16 protein-coding genes are annotated in these 17,480 nt (G+C 68.9%); 11 read left to right on the top strand and 5 right to left on the bottom strand.

The window, feature by feature from the left end; translation table 11 throughout:
- Positions 1-168: 168 nt before the first annotated feature.
- A complete protein-coding gene (locus ASD72_RS18385; protein ID WP_056881421.1) occupies positions 169-1,671 on the bottom strand; it encodes an aldehyde dehydrogenase in 1,503 nt (500 codons plus the stop codon).
- Positions 1,672-1,824: 153 nt separating this feature from the next.
- Positions 1,825-2,373: a cupin domain-containing protein gene (locus ASD72_RS18380; protein ID WP_056881420.1), complete on the bottom strand. Its 549-nt coding sequence runs from the start codon at positions 2,371-2,373 to the stop codon at positions 1,825-1,827.
- Between the two features lie 229 nt (positions 2,374-2,602).
- Between ASD72_RS18380 and ASD72_RS18375 the strand changes: the two genes are divergently transcribed.
- The 6 genes from ASD72_RS18375 (at position 2,603) to ASD72_RS18350 (ending at position 9,481) form a co-directional block, all read left to right on the top strand.
- Positions 2,603-3,976 (top strand): aspartate aminotransferase family protein, encoded by a 1,374-nt coding sequence (locus ASD72_RS18375; RefSeq protein ID WP_056881419.1) that lies wholly within the window; start codon positions 2,603-2,605, stop codon positions 3,974-3,976.
- Positions 3,977-4,042: 66 nt separating this feature from the next.
- Entirely contained in the window at positions 4,043-5,158 is a 1,116-nt protein-coding gene (gene ald / locus ASD72_RS18370) for an alanine dehydrogenase (protein ID WP_056881418.1), read from the top strand.
- Between the two features lie 228 nt (positions 5,159-5,386).
- Complete coding sequence (locus tag ASD72_RS18365; protein ID WP_056881417.1) at positions 5,387-6,877, top strand: CoA-acylating methylmalonate-semialdehyde dehydrogenase; 1,491 nt, start codon at positions 5,387-5,389, stop codon at positions 6,875-6,877.
- Between the two features lie 32 nt (positions 6,878-6,909).
- Positions 6,910-8,121 carry a serine hydrolase domain-containing protein gene (locus tag ASD72_RS18360; RefSeq protein ID WP_056881416.1) on the top strand — a complete coding sequence of 404 codons (1,212 nt, stop codon included), beginning with the start codon at positions 6,910-6,912 and terminating at the stop codon, positions 8,119-8,121.
- A gap of 102 nt (positions 8,122-8,223) precedes the next feature.
- Entirely contained in the window at positions 8,224-8,592 is a 369-nt protein-coding gene (locus tag ASD72_RS18355; RefSeq protein ID WP_056881415.1) for a response regulator, read from the top strand.
- Between the two features lie 43 nt (positions 8,593-8,635).
- Entirely contained in the window at positions 8,636-9,481 is an 846-nt protein-coding gene (locus ASD72_RS18350; protein ID WP_056881414.1) for a hypothetical protein, read from the top strand.
- Between the two features lie 9 nt (positions 9,482-9,490).
- Here ASD72_RS18350 and rlmKL read toward each other — a convergent pair whose 3' ends face one another.
- The 3 genes from rlmKL to ASD72_RS18335 form a co-directional block, all read right to left on the bottom strand.
- Positions 9,491-11,626: a bifunctional 23S rRNA (guanine(2069)-N(7))-methyltransferase RlmK/23S rRNA (guanine(2445)-N(2))-methyltransferase RlmL gene (rlmKL, locus tag ASD72_RS18345; RefSeq protein ID WP_056881413.1), complete on the bottom strand. Its 2,136-nt coding sequence runs from the start codon at positions 11,624-11,626 to the stop codon at positions 9,491-9,493.
- 106 nt (positions 11,627-11,732) lie between these two features.
- Complete coding sequence (locus ASD72_RS18340) at positions 11,733-12,260, bottom strand: alpha/beta fold hydrolase (RefSeq protein ID WP_056881412.1); 528 nt, start codon at positions 12,258-12,260, stop codon at positions 11,733-11,735.
- Positions 12,257-12,748 (bottom strand): MOSC domain-containing protein, encoded by a 492-nt coding sequence (locus tag ASD72_RS18335; protein ID WP_056881411.1) that lies wholly within the window; start codon positions 12,746-12,748, stop codon positions 12,257-12,259. The genes ASD72_RS18340 and ASD72_RS18335 overlap by 4 nt, the downstream gene beginning before the upstream one ends.
- 88 nt (positions 12,749-12,836) lie before the next feature.
- On the opposite strand from ASD72_RS18335, the gene ASD72_RS18330 reads away from it, so the two are divergent.
- The 5 genes from ASD72_RS18330 to ASD72_RS18310 all read left to right on the top strand — a co-directional run bounded on the left by ASD72_RS18330 (position 12,837) and on the right by ASD72_RS18310 (position 17,425).
- On the top strand, positions 12,837-13,406 hold the full coding sequence (locus ASD72_RS18330) for an N-acetylmuramoyl-L-alanine amidase (protein ID WP_056881410.1): 570 nt from the start codon (positions 12,837-12,839) through the stop codon (positions 13,404-13,406).
- 57 nt (positions 13,407-13,463) lie between these two features.
- Entirely contained in the window at positions 13,464-14,378 is a 915-nt protein-coding gene (gene tesB / locus ASD72_RS18325; protein ID WP_056881409.1) for an acyl-CoA thioesterase II, read from the top strand.
- A gap of 10 nt (positions 14,379-14,388) precedes the next feature.
- Entirely contained in the window at positions 14,389-14,892 is a 504-nt protein-coding gene (locus ASD72_RS18320) for a DUF2007 domain-containing protein (protein ID WP_056881408.1), read from the top strand.
- Between the two features lie 79 nt (positions 14,893-14,971).
- Entirely contained in the window at positions 14,972-16,189 is a 1,218-nt protein-coding gene (locus tag ASD72_RS18315) for a sigma-70 family RNA polymerase sigma factor (RefSeq protein WP_056881407.1), read from the top strand.
- 90 nt (positions 16,190-16,279) lie between these two features.
- Positions 16,280-17,425 carry a sigma-70 family RNA polymerase sigma factor gene (locus ASD72_RS18310; protein WP_056881406.1) on the top strand — a complete coding sequence of 382 codons (1,146 nt, stop codon included), beginning with the start codon at positions 16,280-16,282 and terminating at the stop codon, positions 17,423-17,425.
- Positions 17,426-17,480: the final 55 nt, after the last annotated feature.

Genomic DNA, 17,480 nt, shown 5'->3' with positions numbered 1-17,480 from the left:
ACTTCTTCGATGACTCCCCTCTCCCCGTGTACGGGGAGAGGGGGCCGAAGGCGGGTGAGGGGCGAACGAAGATGCGATGCCTGCGCGCCGGTCAAGCGTCAGCGCTCGCCCCTCATCCGCCCTCCGGGCACCTTCTCCCCGCCGAGCGGGGAGAAGGAACGGCCCGGCTCAACTACCCAGATTGATCCAGGTCGCCTTGATCTCGGTGTACTTGTCGAAGGCGTGCAGCGACTTGTCGCGCCCGTTGCCGGACTGCTTGTAGCCGCCGAACGGCGCGGTCATGTCGCCGCCGTCCCAGTAGTTCACCCAGACGCTGCCCGCACGCAGCTTGCGGGCCACGCGGTGGGCACGGCTGATGTCGCGCGTCCACACGCCCGCAGCCAGCCCGTATTCGCTGTCGTTGGCCATCCGCAGCGCTTCCTCCTCGCCGTCGAACGCGATCACCGACAGCACCGGCCCGAAGATCTCCTCACGGCTGATCGTGTGGTCGTGTGCGACGTCATCGAACACGGTCGGCTCGATGTAGCAGCCGCCACTCACCACGTCAGCGCGCTGGCCGCCCAGCGCCAGCCGGGCGCCCTCGGCCTTGCCCTTCTCGATGTAGCCGAGCACGCGCTGGGTCTGGCCTTCATCGACCATCGCGCCCATCGGCGCGCCGGGGTCGAGCGGATGGCGCGGCCGCATGGCCTTGCCGGCCTCGACCACGCGGGCGACGAACTCATCCTTGATCGACCGTTCCACCAGCAGGCGCGAGGCTGCCGTGCAGACTTCGCCCTGGTTGTAGAAAATGCCGCCGGCCGCGGCCTTCGCCGCCACCTCGAGGTCGTGCGCATCGGCGAACACGATGTTCGGGCTCTTGCCGCCGCATTCCATGTAGGCGCGCTTCATGTTCGACAGGCCCGCGCATTGCAGCAGGCGCTTGCCGACGGCCGTGGAGCCGGTGAACACCAGTCCGTCCACGTCCATGTGCAGCGCCAGCGGTTCGCCCGCGGTCTTGCCGAAGCCGGGCACCACGTTGAGCACACCGGCGGGGATGCCCGCCTCGATCGCGAGTTCGGCCAGGCGGATCGCGGTGAGCGGTGATTTCTCCGACGGCTTGAGCACGATGGAGTTGCCCATCGCCAGCGCAGGCGCCAGTTTCCACGTGGCCATCAGCAGCGGGAAATTCCACGGCACGATCGCGCCGATCACGCCCAGCGGTTCGCGCGTCACCAGGCCCAGTTCGTCCTGGCCGGTGGCGGCGACTTCGCCGTAGACCTTGTCCAGCGCTTCGGCGGTCCAGCCCATGCAACGGATGCTCGCGGCGACGTCGACGCTGCGCGCGTCGCCGACCGGCTTGCCCATGTCGAGCGATTCCAGCAGCGCCAGTTCGTCGGCGTGCTGTTCGATCAGTTGGGTGAGCTTGAGCAGCACCTTCTTGCGATGCGTCGGCCGCGCGTTGGACCACGCGCCGGCATCGAAGCTGCGCCGCGCGGCGGCGACAGCGCGGTTGATGTCCTCTTCCTGCCCATCGGCCACCCGGCCCAATACGCGTCCGTCGATCGGGCTGACGCAGTCGAAGGTCTTGCCCGAGGCGGCATCGACGTATTGCCCGTCGATGAAGGCCTGGGTGCGGATCGACAGCGTGCCGGCCATGGCCTGCCAGTCCTGTTGGGTGCGGGGATTGCTCATGGGGGCTCCTGGCTGTGTTCCCTTCTCCCACCGGGAGAAGGTGGCGCGTAGCGCCGGATGAGGGTGCGGTGGGGTCCGGGATGCCTGACTTGCGCTGGCTTCGCCGCACCCTCACCCCAAGCCCTCTCCCGACGGGAGAGGGGTTCGAATCGTTTAGAACGTCGCCGGCGTGTTCGCGCTGACGATCACCGCATCCACGTCGCCGACATTGCGGAAGCGGTGTGGCGTACGGCTTTCGAAGTAGTAGCCTTCGCCGGCCTTCAGCACGCGGACCTGCTCGCCGACGGTGACCTCCACTTCGCCGGTGATCACCACGCCGCCCTCCTCGCCGTCGTGCGCCAGCATGCTGTCGCCGGTATCGCTGCCGGGCGGCATCACTTCGCGCAGGATGCACATCTGCCGCTGCGGGCGATGCTGGCCCAGGAGGAAGTAGTGGATGCCGTTGCTGCCCACGTCCGGCAGGTCGCCGGCCCCGTAGAACGGGCTGTCGGGCAAGCCTTTTTCCAGATCCAGGGTGAAGAAATCGGCCAACGAGATCGGAATGCCGTCCAGCACCTTCTTCAGCGAACTGACCGACGGGCTGACCTTGTTCTGCTCGATCAGCGAGATGGTGCTGTTGGTGACGCCCACGCGCTTGGCCAGCTCGCGCTGGCTGAGGCTTTTGGATTTGCGGACCAGTTGCAGGCGCGCGCCGATGTCCATCACCACCCTGGCAGGAAAGCGGAAAGTGTTGCGGGATACTTTACACCGCATAACGGCCCGCTTGGGAAGCACCGCCCCCGCGGCTGCAGGAGGGGCTTCAGCCCCGACCTTTGGCTGCGAAAGCCTCGGAGCTAAAGCCTGTCCTGCAAAAGGCCGGCCCGACTCATGGCACGGTTGTAAAGTTTTTTCAACGCGCTAAGCTGCGCCCAGTCCTTGCCCTGGAGCCGCGATGAGCGCTGACGACACCCCCTCCTCCGCCCTGGCCGACCATTACGCGCGCCAGAACCTGGAAGCGCCGGGCTCGCTGGACAACTTCTGGATGCCGTTCACGGCCAACAAGCAGTTCAAGGCCAAGCCGCGCCTGCTCGCCAGCGCGTCGGGCATGTACTACAAGGACGTCGACGGCAACGAGGTGCTGGATGCCACCGCCGGCCTGTGGTGCTGCAACGCCGGCCATGCGCGGCCGCGCATCGTCGAGGCGGTGAAGCAGCAGATCGGCACGCTCGACTTCGCGCCCAACTTCTCGATGAGCTCGCCGCTGCCGTTCAAGCTGGCCGAGCGCCTGGCCGCGCTGGCGCCGGGCGACCTCAACAAGGTGTTCTTCAGCAACTCCGGCTCGGAAGCCGTGGACAGCGCGCTGAAGATCGCGCTGGCCTACCACCGCGTGCGCGGCGAAGGCCAGCGCACGCGCTTCATCGGCCGCGAGAAGGGCTACCACGGCGTCGGCTTCGGCGGCATGTCGGTGGGCGGCCTGCCGAACAACCGCAAGTGGTTCGGCCCTGGCCTGCCCGCGGTCTCGCATATCCGCCACACGCTGGATGTGTCGCGCAATGCGTTCTCGAAGGGCCTGCCGCCGCACGGCATCGAACTGGCCGAGGACCTGGAACGACAGATCGCGCTGTACGACGCCTCCACCATCGCCGCCGTCATCGTCGAACCGATCTCCGGTTCGGCCGGCGTGGTCATTCCGCCGCAGGGCTACCTGCAGCGGCTGCGCGAGATCTGCGACAAGCACGGCATCCTGCTGATCTTCGACGAGGTCATCACCGGCTTCGGTCGCGTCGGCCATGCCTTCGGTGCGCAGCGCTTCGGCGTCACCCCGGACATGATTACGGCGGCAAAGGGCATCACCAACGGCTGCGTGCCGATGGGCGCCACGTTCGTCTCCGAGCGCCTGTTCGATGCCTTCATGAGCGGGCCGGACAACGCCATCGACATGTTCCATGGCTACACCTACTCCGGCCATCCGCTGGCCTGCGCCGCCGCACTCGCCACGCTGGATACCTACGAAGAGGAAAACCTGTTCGACAAGGCGCTCAGTCTGGGGGACTACTGGCAGGAAGCGCTGCACTCGCTGAAGGATCTGCCGAACGTCATCGACATCCGCAACTTCGGCCTGGTCGGCGCCATCGAACTCGCGCCGCGCGCGGGTGCGCCCGGCACCCGGGCCTACGACGTCTTCGCCCGCGCCTTCCATGAAGGCCACCTGCTGACCCGGGTGACCGGCGACGTGATCGCCCTGTCGCCGCCACTGATCGTGGAGAAGGACCACATCGACCGGATCGTGAATGTCCTGGCGGACACCATACGGGCAACCGCGTAAAATTACGGACCAACGGCCCCAGCGCTCCCCCGCGCGCGAAGCCCCTTCCCGCTACTGGAGAGCAACATGCTGATTGGCGTCCCCAAGGAAATAAAGAACCACGAATACCGCATCGGCCTTACGCCGTCCGGTGCGCGCGAGCTGGTCTCGAATGGCCACCAGGTCATCGTCCAGCGCGACGGCGGCAAGGCCATCGGCCTGACCGACGAGCAGTACGTCAAGGCCGGCGCGGAGATCGTCGACACGGCGGCGGAGATCTTCGCCCGCGCCGACATGATCATCAAGGTGAAGGAACCGCAGCCGAACGAGTGCGCCATGCTGCGCCCCGGCCAGGTGCTCTACACCTACCTGCACCTCGCGCCCGATCCGGAGCAGACCAAGGCGCTGGTCGCCTCCGGCGCCACCTGCATCGCGTACGAAACCGTCACCGACCGCAAGGGCGGCCTGCCGCTGCTGGCGCCGATGTCGGAAGTGGCCGGCCGCATGTCGATCCAGGCCGGTGCGCACGCGCTCGAGAAGGCACAGGGCGGTTCCGGCGTATTGCTCGGCGGCGTGCCCGGCGTGAAGCCGGCCGAAGTGCTGGTGATCGGCGGCGGCGTGGTCGGCATCAACGCCGCGCGCATGGCGATGGGCATGAACGCGCACGTCACCATCCTCGACCGTTCGCTCGACCGCCTGAAGTACCTGGACGAGTTGTACGGCCACCAGCTGACCACGATCTACTCGACCCGCGACGCCATCGAGGAACGCCTGCCCGACACCGACCTGGTGATCGGCGCGGTGCTGATCCCCGGTGCGGCCGCACCCAAGCTGGTCGCACGCGACCAGTTGAAGCTGATGCGCCCGGGCTCCGTGCTCGTGGACGTGGCGATCGACCAGGGCGGGTGCTTCGAGACCTCGAAGGCCACCACCCACCAGAACCCGACGTACGAAGTCGACGGCATCATCCACTACTGCGTGGCGAACATGCCGGGCGGTGTCGCCCGCACGTCCACCTTCGCGCTGACCAACGCCACCCTGCCCTTCGCGGTGCAACTGGCGAACAAGGGCGCGAAGCAGGCACTGCTGGACGACGAGCACCTGCTCAACGGCCTCAACGTGCATGCCGGCAAGATCACCTACAAGGCGGTCGCCGACGACCTGGGCTACACCTACGTGCCGGCGCGCGAGGCGCTGGCCTGATCTTGCTTCTCCCTTCTCCCCGCCTGCGGGGAGAAGGTGCCGAAGGCGGATGAGGGGCACGCCGGAGCAGTCATTGCCTCAGTGGTAGCCGACTGAGGGAAGGTCCGGAAAGCAGAACACTCGCAACAACGCATCAAGTTTGAAGACACGAGCGCCGTCGCCCCTCACCCGCCCTCCGGGCACCCTCTCCCCGCACGCGGGGCGAGGGACTCCACCAGGTAGTCCGTCATGGCCGAAGCGATTTCCCACTTCATCAACGGACACACGGCCGCCGGCACCGGCGTCCGTTTCGGTGATGTATATGACCCTGCCACCGGCACCGTCACCGCGCGCGTACCGCTGGCCTCGGCCGATGACGTGAAGCAGGCGGTGGACGCGGCCGCCGCCGCTTTTCCTGCCTGGGCCGCAACGACGCCGCTGAACCGCGCGCGGGTCATGTTCCGCTTCAAGGAACTGCTGGAGACGCAGGCCGGCGACCTGGCGAAGATCATCACCTCCGAGCACGGCAAGGTGCTGTCCGACGCGCGCGGCGAAGTGACGCGCGGGCTGGAAGTGGTGGAATTCGCGTGCGGCATCCCGCACCTGCTCAAGGGCGAGCACTCGATGAATGTCGGGCGCGACGTCGATTCGTGGAGCGAATACGCGCCGCTGGGCGTCGTCGCCGGCATCACGCCGTTCAATTTCCCCGCGATGGTGCCGCTGTGGATGTTCCCGGTGGCGCTGGCCTGCGGCAACACCTTCGTGCTGAAACCCTCGGAGCGCGATCCGTCCGCGGCGCTGTTCATGGCCGACCTGTTGAAGAAAGCCGGTCTGCCGGATGGCGTGTTCAATGTCGTGCACGGCGACAAGGCCGCGGTGGACGCGCTGCTCGACGAGCCGCGCGTGCAGGCGCTGAGCTTCGTCGGCTCCACGCCGATCGCCGAATACATCTATGCGCGCGGCAGCGCCAACGGCAAGCGCGTACAGGCCCTGGGCGGCGCGAAGAACCACATGGTCGTGCTGCCCGATGCGGATCTCGATGGCGCCGTCTCCGCGCTGCTCGGTGCCGGCTACGGCTCGGCCGGCGAGCGCTGCATGGCGATCTCCGTCGCCGTCTGCGTGGGCGACGCCACCGCAGATGCGCTGGTGGCGACACTGGCCCCGAAGGTCGCAGCGCTGAAGATCGGACCCGGCTGCCTGGATCCGGAAATGGGTCCATTGGTCACCGGCGCGCACCGCGACAAGGTGCGCGGCTATGTCGATGCCGGCGTTGCGGAAGGCGCGAGCCTGGTCGTCGATGGCCGCGGCCATATCGTCGATGGGCACGCGGAGGGCTTCTTCCTCGGTGGCTGCCTGTTCGACCGCGTCACGCCGGAGATGACGATCTACCGTGAGGAAATCTTCGGGCCGGTGCTGTGCGTGATGCGCGTACCCGACCTCGACGCGGCGCTGCGCTTGGTCAACGAGCACGAATACGGCAACGGCACCGCCGTGTTCACCCGCGACGGCGGCGCGGCGCGCGAATTCGCCCACCGCGTGCAGGCCGGCATGGTCGGCATCAACGTACCGATCCCCGTGCCGATGGCGTTCCACAGCTTCGGCGGCTGGAAGCGCTCGATCTTCGGCCCCCTGCATGTGCACGGCCCGGATGGCGTGCGCTTCTACACGCGACTGAAGACCATCACCGCCCGCTGGCCCGAGACGCATGCCGCCGAGTTCGTGATGCCGACGATGAAGTAAAGTCGGTGCCGGTCCCCGCGAGGCGCTGGCGCATGTCCTTCCGTCGTATCCGCATCCTGGCCCTGTTGCCCTGCTTCGCCTTCGCGGCGATCGCATCCGCAAGCGAACCCGTCGCGCAGGTGCGCGTCGCCTTCGACCGCGACGGCATCGTCACGAGCCGCACCGAGGGGTTCGCCGACCTCGCCGCGGAGCGCAAGGTCACCGCCGACGATCCGGTGCGCGTCGCCTCCATTTCCAAGCTCGTCACGGCCATCGGGGTGATGCGACTGGTCGAAGCCGGCGCGCTCGACCTCGATGCCGATGTGTCCCGTTATCTCGGCTGGACCTTGCGCCATCCGCGCTACCCGGACACGCCGATCACGCTGCGCCTGCTGCTCTCGCACCGCTCCAGCCTGACCGACGCCGCCGGCTACTACGCCACGCCGCTGGGCGAGCCGCTGAAGACGATCCTCGACGACCCCAAGGCCTGGGACGACGCGCACGCGCCCGGCACGCACTTCCGCTACACCAACCTCAATTTCCCGCTGGTGGGGATGGCGATGGAGCGCGTCACCGGCGAGCGCTTCGACCGGCTGATGCAGCGCCTGGTGATGGAGCCATTGAAGCTCGATGCCTGCTTCAACTGGGCGACCTGCGACGACGCGACCGCCACGCGCGCCGTGGTGCTGTACCGCGACCGGCAGGTGGTCCGCGACGACAACCGCGTGGGGAAACCGGCATGCCCGGTCGTTACGGCCGAAGGCGGCGATTGCGACCTCGCCCGTTGGAAAGCCGGTGAAAACGGCGCCCTGTTCTCACCGCAGGGCGGTCTGCGCATCTCCGCCAACGGACTGGCGAAGATCGGCCGCCTGCTGTTGAACAACGGCGAGCTCGACGGCGTGCGCCTGCTGTCGCCGGCGTCGGTCGCCACGTTGACGACACCGCAATGGACCTTCGACGGCCACAACGGCATCACCCACGAGGAAGACACCGGCACGGCCAAGGCGTTCTTCTGCCGGTACGGCCTCGCGGTGCAGACGCTGGCGACGCCGGTGCAGGGCTGCGGCGATGATCCCTTCGGCGACGGCGTCGCCCGCGTAGGCCACTCCGGCGACGCCTATGGCCTGCTCTCGGGCCTGTGGCTGGACCCGCGCGGCGGCACCGGCGTGGCGTACTTCGCGACGGATGCCGGCGGTTCGGGCGCCGGCGCCCATTCGGCATTCAGCAGCATCGAGGAAGCCCTGGCGACCGGCGGCGCACGCTGACGCCCCCTCGCTCAAGAACTCCCCGGATCGGCCGATACGGCCTACATGTCGACCCGCGTCGCATCCGCGCGCGGCCAACACGATCCACAGGGGGATCTTGAAATGACGTCACGTCCGACGGTTCTGCTTTGCGATGATTCGCGCGCGCTGCGCATGCTGGCGGCCCGCCAGCTCGACGATTGCGGCTTCCATGTGGTGGGCGAGGCCGGCAACGGGCTTGAAGCCGTCAGCCAGTACCAGGCACTGAAGCCCGACGTGGTCCTGATGGACCTGGTGATGCCCGAATGCGATGGCAAGCAGGCGCTGGGCCGGATCCTGGCGCAGGACCCGGATGCGCGCGTGGTGATCCTCAGCTCGCTCGGCGCGCAGAGCGACATCGAGGAATGCCTGAAGCTGGGCGCGAAGTCCTACCTGCAGAAGCCCATCGATCCGGAAGTGATGGATCGCGTGCTGCACGAAGCGGTCGCCTGACCGGCACGCACGTCCTTCCACTTTACGTACGAGACGACCCACCATGGCAGCGAAATTCCTGGGCCAGTTCCTGCTGGAACGCGGCACCATCACCTCGGGGCAGCTCCTTGCCGCACTCGACGCGCAGCGCGCGTCCAATCCCCTGCTCGGCGAACTCGCCACGCAGCACGGCATGCTGGACGCGACGCAGGCGCGCCGCATCAATGAACGGCAGCGCGCGGAAGACCGCCGCTTCGGCGACATCGCGCTGGAGATGGGCTGGCTGAGCAACGTGCAGCTCGACGTGCTGCTGGCCGCGCAGAAGCAGGGCCGCACCCTGTTCGGCCAGATCCTGGTCAACCAGGGCGTGCTGACGACCGAGCAACTGGAAGCCGAACTGGTCGCGCACCGCCGCGATCTGGACGAAGCCAACCACGCGCTGGCGCTCGGCATCGCCGGCCATACCCTGGCCGACGCGGTCACCAGCGCGATCCGCGTCTGCAACCGCCTGTTCCCGCGCCTGGTGGGCAGCCAGTGCCAGGCCGCCGGCATCGCCGACGACGCCGCACTCGATGCCTGCGAGTTCACCGCCCATGTGCGCATCGCCGCCGCCTCCGAATCGTTGCTGGTCGGCGTGGGCTGCAGCCGCGCCACCATGCACGCGATGGCGTGCGCCCTGCTCTCGCTGGCGCCCGAACAGTGCGACGACGAACTCGCGCTCGATGCATTGGGCGAACTGGTCAACGTGCTGATGGGCTATGTCGTGCGCGACACGCTGCCCGACGATGCGACCTACCGCGCGCAGCCGCCCTCCACGCGCCTGTCGGCCGCCGATCTCGCGGCCACCGGCAGCACGCTGGCGCTGTCGATGGCCTCGCAGCGCGGCGACTTCGTCCTGATCGTCGGCTGACGCCCTGCGCTACGCCCGCATCAGCCGCCACGCGCGGTGGATGCGGGCGTTGCGTTCGAAGTCCGGCGGAATCGTGCCGGCGCTGATGTCCTCGCAGCGCGCGAATTCCGCCACCGCGTTCTCGTCCAGCTTGAACCGGCGGAAGTTGTTGCTGAAGTACAGCACCCCGCCCGGCGCCAGCCGCGCGACGGCGGCGCGCAACAGTCGCACATGCTCCTTCTGCACGTCGAAGTCGTCGGCGCGCGCGGAGTTGGAGAACGTCGGCGGATCGCAGAAGACCAGGTCGTACTCGGCCTGCTCGGCCTCGAGCCAGCGCAAGGCGTCGGCCTGCACGAGGCGATGCTTCGCGCCGCCCAGCCCGTTTTCGGCAAGATTATCCGCGCACCACTGCAGGTAGGTCGCCGACAGGTCCACGCTGGTCGTACTCGCCGCACCCGCCACTGCGGCCTGCACGCTGGCCACGCCGGTGTAGCAGAACAGATTGAGGAAGCGCTTTCCGCGCGCTTCCTGCGCCATCCGGCGACGCAGCGGCCGATGATCGAGGAACAGGCCGGTGTCGAGATAGTCGAACAGGTTGGCCCGCAGCAACGCGCCCGACTCGCGCACGACGATGAATTCATCGCGCTGCTGCATGCGTCCGTACTTGGACCCGCCCTTGCCACGCTCGCGCGCCTTCACCGCGATCTGCTCCTGCGGCACGCCGAAGACCTCGCGGGTGGCCGCCAGCAGTTCGCTGAAACGGCGACGCACGTCGTGCTCGGGAATGGCGGCCGGCGCGGCGTATTCCTGCACGTGCAGGAAGGTGCGGGCCTGTCCGCCCTCTTCCACGTAGACGTCGATAGCCGCCGCGTATTCGGGCAGGTCGGCGTCGTAGGCGCGATAGCAGGTGATGCCCTCGCGCGTGCGCCAGCCCTTGAACTTCTTGAGGTTCTTGCGCAGGCGGTTGGCCACCATCTGCGCACCGTCCGACAGCGGCTTGGCCTCGCGCGGTTCGCGGGCGGGCGCGGCGACCGGATCGCAGACGATCAACGCGCACTCGATGGCGCCGTTGAACAGCTGGTACTTCTTGGCGGCACGCAAGCCGGTGGCGTAGCCGAGCTCGGCATTGCCGCACAGCAGGCTGGCGCGCCATTGCGGCACGGCGCGCTGCAGCGCATCGCCCAGCGCGCGGTACAGATCGGCATCGGCGGCGAGGCGTTCATCGTAGGGCGGATTGCAGACCACCAGTCCGCGCGGTTCCTCACGCGTGGGCAACTGCGCCACATCGTGCGTCTCGAACTGCAACTGGCCCGCGAGGCCGGCGAGCACCGCGTTGTCGCGGGCGGCGCGGATCGCACCCAGGTCGACGTCGCTGCCGAAGAACACCGGCTTCAGCGCCTTGCGGCCTTCCGTTTCGCGCTGCACGGCGTCGGCGAACAGCGTGCGCCATGCATCGACATCGAAGCCAAGCCAGCGCGTGGGCAGCGCCGGACCGTGCCGCTGCATGCCAGGCGCAACGTCGGCCGCCATCAGCGCGCCTTCGATCAGCAGCGTGCCGCTGCCGCACATCGGGTCGAGCAACGCGCCACCTTCGTGGTACAGCGCCGGCCAGCCGCCACGCATCAGCACGGCGGCCGCCAGGTTCTCCTTCAACGGCGCCTCGTTCTGCGCCTGGCGCCAGCCGCGGCGGTGCATCGGGCCGCCGCCCAGGTCGATCGATATCGTCGCGCGGTTCCTGCGCAGCGACAGGTTGATGCGCAGGTCCGGCTGTTCGACGTCCACCGACGGCCGCTCCAGGCCCTGCTGGCGCAGGCGGTCGACCACGGCATCCTTCACGCGCTGCGCGGCATAGCGTGCATGGGTGATCGCCTCGCCGGACACGTGTGCATCCACCGCCAGGGTGAGTTCCGACCGCGTGTGCGTTTCCCACGCGATCGCCATCACGCCGTCGTACAGCGCCTGCTCGTTCAGGCACTCGAATTCATCGATCGGCCACAGCACGCGGCTGGCGAGGCGCGACCACAGCACGGCGCGCTGCGCGTCCACCGGCTCCCCGTCGGCATTCACGCCGGCGATGGTGGCGGTGGCCTTGGGCACGCCGAGCGCGAGCAGCTCGTCGGCAAGCAGGTATTCCAGGCCCTTGGCGCAGGAGACGAAGAATTTCAAAGTGCAATCTCGGTAGTGGACGTCACCCCGGCGCAGGCCGGGGCCCAGTGACTTTGGCCGGAGCGATCGACGACGCTGGGTCCCGGCCTGCGCCGGGATGACGACGTCAAAGATCCGCGAGCAACTGCCCGAATGCCTCCGCCGAAGCGACGACATGGTCGGACAAGCGATGCCCATCGTTGACCAGCAGCAGGCGCGCGCGACGCGCATGCACCCAGTCGGTCACGGCCTGCGCGGGAATCAGTTCGTCGTCCCAGCCATGAATGACCGAAACAGGTACCGGCGCGGCATCCAGCAGCGGCAGCGGACCCATGGTGATCGGCGGTGCCATCAGGAACAGGCCGCGCACCGGCACCTCCAGCGAGATGCGGCCTGCGATATAGGCGCCCAGGCTGGAACCGGCCAGTACGACCGGGCCGCGCGCTGCGGCGGCCTGCGCCAGCGTACGCAAGCGGTCCAGCCGCGCGACCACATCGCCCAGCGAACTGACGTCGCGCCGAGCGTCGAGATCGGTGTAGTCGGGGCGTTCGTGGGTCCAGCCCAGGCGCTCGGCCACGTCGGCGAGCGCGGTGACCTTGGTGGCGTCCGGGCCGCTTTCGAACCCGTGCGACAGGATGCAGTGGCCGCGCATCACAGCGCCTCCACCGGATCGCCGATGCGGAACGTGCCACCTTCGACGATCCGCGCGCATAGACCGCCATGGCCGCGCATCGCGTTGTAGCCGCCGGGGCCGAGCGCATCTTCCATCCGCGAGCACGGGTCGCACTCTTCCGTACCCTCGAACACCGCACTGCCGATGCGGAAGCGGCGCTCCTTCAGCGCGATCAGCGGAATGCCGGACACGACCACGTTACGGCGCAACAGCGAAGGCGCCAGGTCGGGGTGCTGCGCGAGCGCGGCGATGGCCGGCAGGTGCTCGGCCTGGATCAGGGTGATGCCGCGCTTGCCGCTGCCGCCCTTGTAGCGGTCACCGACCAGACCGCCGCCGGTGACGGCCTCGACGGCGCCGGTAGACACCATGACCTCATCGCGGGCCGGCCGCAGGCCGATCCATTCCACCTTGCCGGCACGCGGCAGGGTGGCCATGAGCTTGGCCAGCGGGGATTCGGGATTGAGCGGCATGGGAAACCCGCGCGACGGGAAAGACCGCCAGTTTACCGGAGCGGCCCGTGTCCAGCCCGTTCCCCGCCCCGCCTGCTAGCATCGAAGCATGCGCACTGACCTGCCCTTCACCCCCGTCATCGACCTGCTGCCCTACGAGGCCAAGCTGGAAGCCCGGCCGCTGGAGCAGATCGACCTGGTCGTCATCCACTGCACCGAGCTGCCGGACATGGCGCTGGCGCGCGAGTACGGCGAGCGCATCCTGCATGCCTCCGGCACCGGCAACAGCGGCCACTACTACATCGATCGCGACGGCACCGTGTACCTCTACGTGCGCCCGCCACGCGTCGCCCACCACGTGCGTGGCTACAACCCACGCTCGGTGGGGATCGAGCTGGTGAACACCGGTCGCTATCCCGACTGGCTCGCCGTCGGCAGCCAGTCGATGGACGAGCCTTACACCGATGCGCAGATCGAGGCACTGTCGGCGCTGCTCGCGCACCTGCGGCACGAACTGCCGGCGCTGCGCTACATCGCCGGCCACGAGGACCTCGACACCACGCGCGAGCCCGCCAGCGACGATCCGAGCGTCCTGGTGCCGCGCAAGATGGACCCGGGCCCGCTGTTCCCGTGGGACGCGGTGCTGCGCACGACCCCGCTGGAGCGGCTGGTGCCCTGACGGGCCGCGCACGGGCGGCCGGTATAATCGCCGCTCGCCAAGACTCCAGGCCCTGCCGTGCCCGCACCCGAACCCGTCGTCTCCGAGCTGATCGAACTGCTGTCGCTGGAGCGGCTGGAAGACAACCTGTTCCGCGGCCAGAGCCGCGACATCGGCACCAAGTACGTGTTCGGCGGCCAGGTGCTGGGCCAGGCGCTGTCGGCCGCGCAGGCCACGGTGGGGGGCGATGCCGACGAACGCCGCGCGCATTCGCTGCACGCCTACTTCCTCCGCGCCGGCAACATCGAAGCACCGATCGTCTACGAAGTGGACCGCACGCGCGACGGCGGCAGCTTCTCGGTGCGCCGGGTCACGGCGATCCAGCACGGCCGCGTGATCTTCTTCTGCGCGGCCTCCTTCCAGGCCGAAGAGGAAGGCGCCGAGCACCAGCTGTCGATGCCGGAAGTGCCGCAACCGGAAGACATCCCGCCCGCACCGCCGGTGCCTGCGGAGGTCATGGCCACGCTGCCGCCGAAAGTGCAGCGCTGGCTGTCGCGACGCGGCCCGTTCGAGTTCCGCCACGTCTACCCTCGCGACGAGTTGAATCCGCCCAAGCGCCCGCCGTTCCAGCAGGTCTGGTTCCGCTTGAGCGAGCCGGTCGGCGATTCGCCCGAACTGCACCGCGCCCTGCTCGCCTACGCGTCCGATTTCCAGTTGCTCGGCACGGCCACCTATCCGCACGGCATCAGCTACTACCAGCCGAACGTGCAGATGGCCTCGCTGGACCATGCGCTGTGGTTCCACCGGCCGTTCCGCGCGGACGACTGGCTGCTGTATTCGATCGACAGCCCGAGCGCGAGCAGTTCGCGCGGACTGGCGCGCGGGCAGATCTTCGACCGCCAGGGCCGGCTGGTCGCCAGCACCGCGCAGGAAGGCCTGATCCGCGTGGTGCCGGACGCCGAAGCGGCCTCGGCCGTGCCGGCGAAGGACTGAGGGCTCACGCATGCGGCAAGTCTTCTCCAGCCAGCGCATCGAGACCGTCGAGGGCGTCGCCAAGCTGCTGACCGAGGCGGGAATTCCTGTCCTGATCAGCAACGGCCGCTCCTACCACAGCAAGCGGGGCGGACAGTTCAGCTATACCGAACCGGTCAAGGCGCAGCTCCAGCCCGCCGTGTGGGTACGCCATGCCGAGGACCAGCCGCGCGCGCGCGAACTGTTGCGCGAGGCCGGCCTGATGGAAACCACGCGCCCGGGCTACGGCCCGACGCTGACGTTCCGCAGCGACCAGGACCCCGCGGCCACGCCGCAGCGTTCCTGGGCCTGGCGCATCCGCCTGATCCTGCTGGCGTTGATCGCCCTGGCCGCCGTCATCATGTGGATGCGGCGCCCGGTACCGCCGCCTGCCGCGCCGGTCCCGGTGCCGCAGGAACAACCCGCCCCGCCCGCCCCCGCGGTCGAGGCGCCCGAGGAAGAGCGCATCCGCATCCAGCCCGCCACGGGCGGCTGACTGCGCGGGCGCAGGCCAGCGGTCACATCCGTCCTCCCGGCCCGTCAGGGTCATCAGCCCACCCGATGATCCTGACGCCATGAATACCCTCGCCCTGGACCTGATGCTGCAGGCCGAACTGCCCGCCGCCACGCGCGGCAGCCAGGAGGCCTACGGCCGCATCGTCCACGCCTGCCAGAACACCGTCACCGCCATCGCGCTGGCGATCACGCGCGACGTGCAGGCCAGCGAAGACATCGCGCAGGAAGCCTTCCTCAAAGCCTGGCAGCAGCTCGACCGGCTGAAGAACAGCGCCAGCTTCCTGCCCTGGCTGCGCCAGATCACCCGCAACCTCGCCCGCGACTGGCTGCGGGCGCAGCATGGCCGGCCGATGTCCGGCGAGGCCGCGGAGATCGCGATCGGCATGGCCGCCGATCCCGGCCCGACGCCGTCGGAACACCTGCTGCAGACGGAGGAGGAAATCGTCGCCACCGAGATCATCTCGGCCCTGCCCGAGGACAGCCGCGAAGCCCTGCTGCTGTACTACCGCGAAGGCCAGAGCTCGCAGCAGGTCGCCGACCTGCTCGGCCTGAGCGACGCCGCCGTGCGCAAGCGCCTGTCGCGCGCGCGCAGCATGGTCCGCGACGAACTGATGCAGCGCTTCAGCGAGTTCGCCCGCTCCACCGCACCGGGCGCGGCCTTCACGATGATCGTGCTGGGCGGCCTGGTCGGCGCAATGCCGGCGGCGAGCGCGGCGACGGTGATCGGCACCGGCGTGCTGGGGAGCGGTATCGGCCTGGGCAAACTGGGCACGGGCGGCGTGACCACCGGCGGCATCACCGGTGGCGTGGCGGGCGGCTCGCTGGGCGTGATCTTCGAACAGATCACCCAGCATCCGGCCGCCCTGGGCGGCGCGCTGGGTGGCGTCGTTGGTGGGCTGATCGGTTACGCCCTCACCTGGTGGTACCTCGCGCGCTTCTGCCAGACCGCGCAGGAACGGCTGCAGGTACGCCGGTTCATGGCCCTCAATACCATCACCGGCTCGGCCTGGCTGTTCGGCCTGATGCTGGCCACGGTGCTCGCGCCCGGCTGGGCGGCGATCGTGACGGTGACCGTGATCGGCATGTGCGCGATCAACTACCAGTACCTCGTCACCCTGCCACGGATCATGGATCCGATCCTCGCCCATCCGTCGAACGCGAAACGCCGTCGCGGCTACGACTACGTGATCGGCCGCAAGGCCGTGATGCTCAGCAGCGCGCTGGCGATCGGCGCCATCCTGTTCGTGCTGGTCAGGACGGGGCGCCTGCCCCTGTAGTTCCGCTGCCTGCCGGGGTGGGTCACACTTCGGTTCCTCGGTCGTCGTGCCTGCATGGCCCGGAAGCACCGGGCGGAGCATGGAGACCGGATGGATACCCTGGCGATCGAACTTTCCCTGCGGGATGCCCTGCCCGCCGCGGCGCGCGGCGACCAGGCCGCTTATGGCCGCGTCGTGGCGCTCTGCCAGAACGCCGTGACCGGCATCGCCCTGGCGATCACCCGCGACGTGCAGGCCAGCGAGGACATCGCGCAGGAAGCCTTCCTGAAAGGCTGGCGGCAGCTGGCGACGCTGAAGAACCCGGACAGCTTCCTGCCGTGGCTGCGCGAGATCACCCGCAACCTGGCCCGCGACCACCTGCGCGCGCAGCGGCGGCGACCGATGACGGGCGAAACCGCCGAGATCGCCCTTACGCTCGCCGCCGACACCGCGCCCACGCCGGCGGAAACGCTGCTGCAGACCGAACAGGAAGCCGCGGCGCGCGAGGTGATCGCCGCCCTGCCGGAGGACAGTCGCGAAGTGCTGTTGCTGTATTACCGCGAGGGCCAGCGCACGCAGCAGGTCGCGTCCCTGCTCGGCATCACCGATGCCGCCGTGCGCAAGCGCCTGTCGCGTGCACGCCAGTACGTGCGCGAGGAGCTGATGGCGCGCTTCGGCGAATTCGCCCGCGCCTCAGCCCCGTCGGCGGCGTTCGCCAGTGGCGTGCTCGGCATGCTCGCGATCGCGGCGCCGCCATCGGCGGGTGCGGTGGTGCTCGGCGCTGGCGGCGCGGTGGCCGGCAAGGGATTGCTCAAGCTGATGGGCGGCGCGCTGGGTGCGACCGCCTTCGGCACGCTGGTAGGCATCGGCGCGGTCTGGTTCGGCATCCGCAAGTACCTGCGCGATCCGCTGGATGCGCGCGAGCGCCGCGACCTGCTGCGCTACGGCGCGGTCAACACGCTCGCCATCCTGCTCTTCATCGTCGGCATCAGCGCGCTGGCGCGGGTGCCGGGGTGGATGCCGCACACCGCGCTGACCCTGGCCTACATGGCCGTCATCTGCTGGACGTCGGGGCGCTGGTTGCCGCAGATCCTGCAGCGTCGGCAGGCGCGCGACCTGCTGCGCGACCCCGAAGGCGAGCGCCGCCGGATGCAGCGCCAACGCAAGTGGCGGGTCTGGGGCGTCGTCCTGGCGGTGACGCTGGCGACCGCCGGCCTGCTGACCGGCCTGGTGATGTCGGGCCGGCTGACGTTCTGAAACGAAGGGCACGTGCACCCGGGAACCGGGTGCACGTCGTTGCACTCAGCGACGG

It is taken from the genome of Pseudoxanthomonas sp. Root630 (assembly GCF_001427585.1).
GTDB lineage: Bacteria > Pseudomonadota > Gammaproteobacteria > Xanthomonadales > Xanthomonadaceae > Pseudoxanthomonas_A.
Note: the sequence above shows the minus strand (reverse complement) of the source record. Positions and strands in the feature narration are given on the sequence as shown.

Excerpts from the sequence above, each read along its gene's own strand:
- ASD72_RS18330 (WP_056881410.1), top strand. The coding sequence starts at position 12,837 with ATGCGCACTGACCTGCCCTTCACCCCCGTCATCGACCTGCTGCCCTAC.
- ASD72_RS18380 (WP_056881420.1), bottom strand. The coding sequence starts at position 2,373 with ATGGACATCGGCGCGCGCCTGCAACTGGTCCGCAAATCCAAAAGCCTC.
- ASD72_RS18365 (WP_056881417.1), top strand. The coding sequence starts at position 5,387 with ATGGCCGAAGCGATTTCCCACTTCATCAACGGACACACGGCCGCCGGC.
- ASD72_RS18385 (WP_056881421.1), bottom strand. The coding sequence starts at position 1,671 with ATGAGCAATCCCCGCACCCAACAGGACTGGCAGGCCATGGCCGGCACG.
- ASD72_RS18310 (WP_056881406.1), top strand. The coding sequence starts at position 16,280 with ATGGATACCCTGGCGATCGAACTTTCCCTGCGGGATGCCCTGCCCGCC.
- ald (WP_056881418.1), top strand. The coding sequence starts at position 4,043 with ATGCTGATTGGCGTCCCCAAGGAAATAAAGAACCACGAATACCGCATC.
- ASD72_RS18375 (WP_056881419.1), top strand. The coding sequence starts at position 2,603 with ATGAGCGCTGACGACACCCCCTCCTCCGCCCTGGCCGACCATTACGCG.
- ASD72_RS18355 (WP_056881415.1), top strand. The coding sequence starts at position 8,224 with ATGACGTCACGTCCGACGGTTCTGCTTTGCGATGATTCGCGCGCGCTG.
- ASD72_RS18350 (WP_056881414.1), top strand. The coding sequence starts at position 8,636 with ATGGCAGCGAAATTCCTGGGCCAGTTCCTGCTGGAACGCGGCACCATC.
- ASD72_RS18360 (WP_056881416.1), top strand. The coding sequence starts at position 6,910 with ATGTCCTTCCGTCGTATCCGCATCCTGGCCCTGTTGCCCTGCTTCGCC.
- ASD72_RS18335 (WP_056881411.1), bottom strand. The coding sequence starts at position 12,748 with ATGCCGCTCAATCCCGAATCCCCGCTGGCCAAGCTCATGGCCACCCTG.
- ASD72_RS18320 (WP_056881408.1), top strand. The coding sequence starts at position 14,389 with ATGCGGCAAGTCTTCTCCAGCCAGCGCATCGAGACCGTCGAGGGCGTC.
- ASD72_RS18315 (WP_056881407.1), top strand. The coding sequence starts at position 14,972 with ATGAATACCCTCGCCCTGGACCTGATGCTGCAGGCCGAACTGCCCGCC.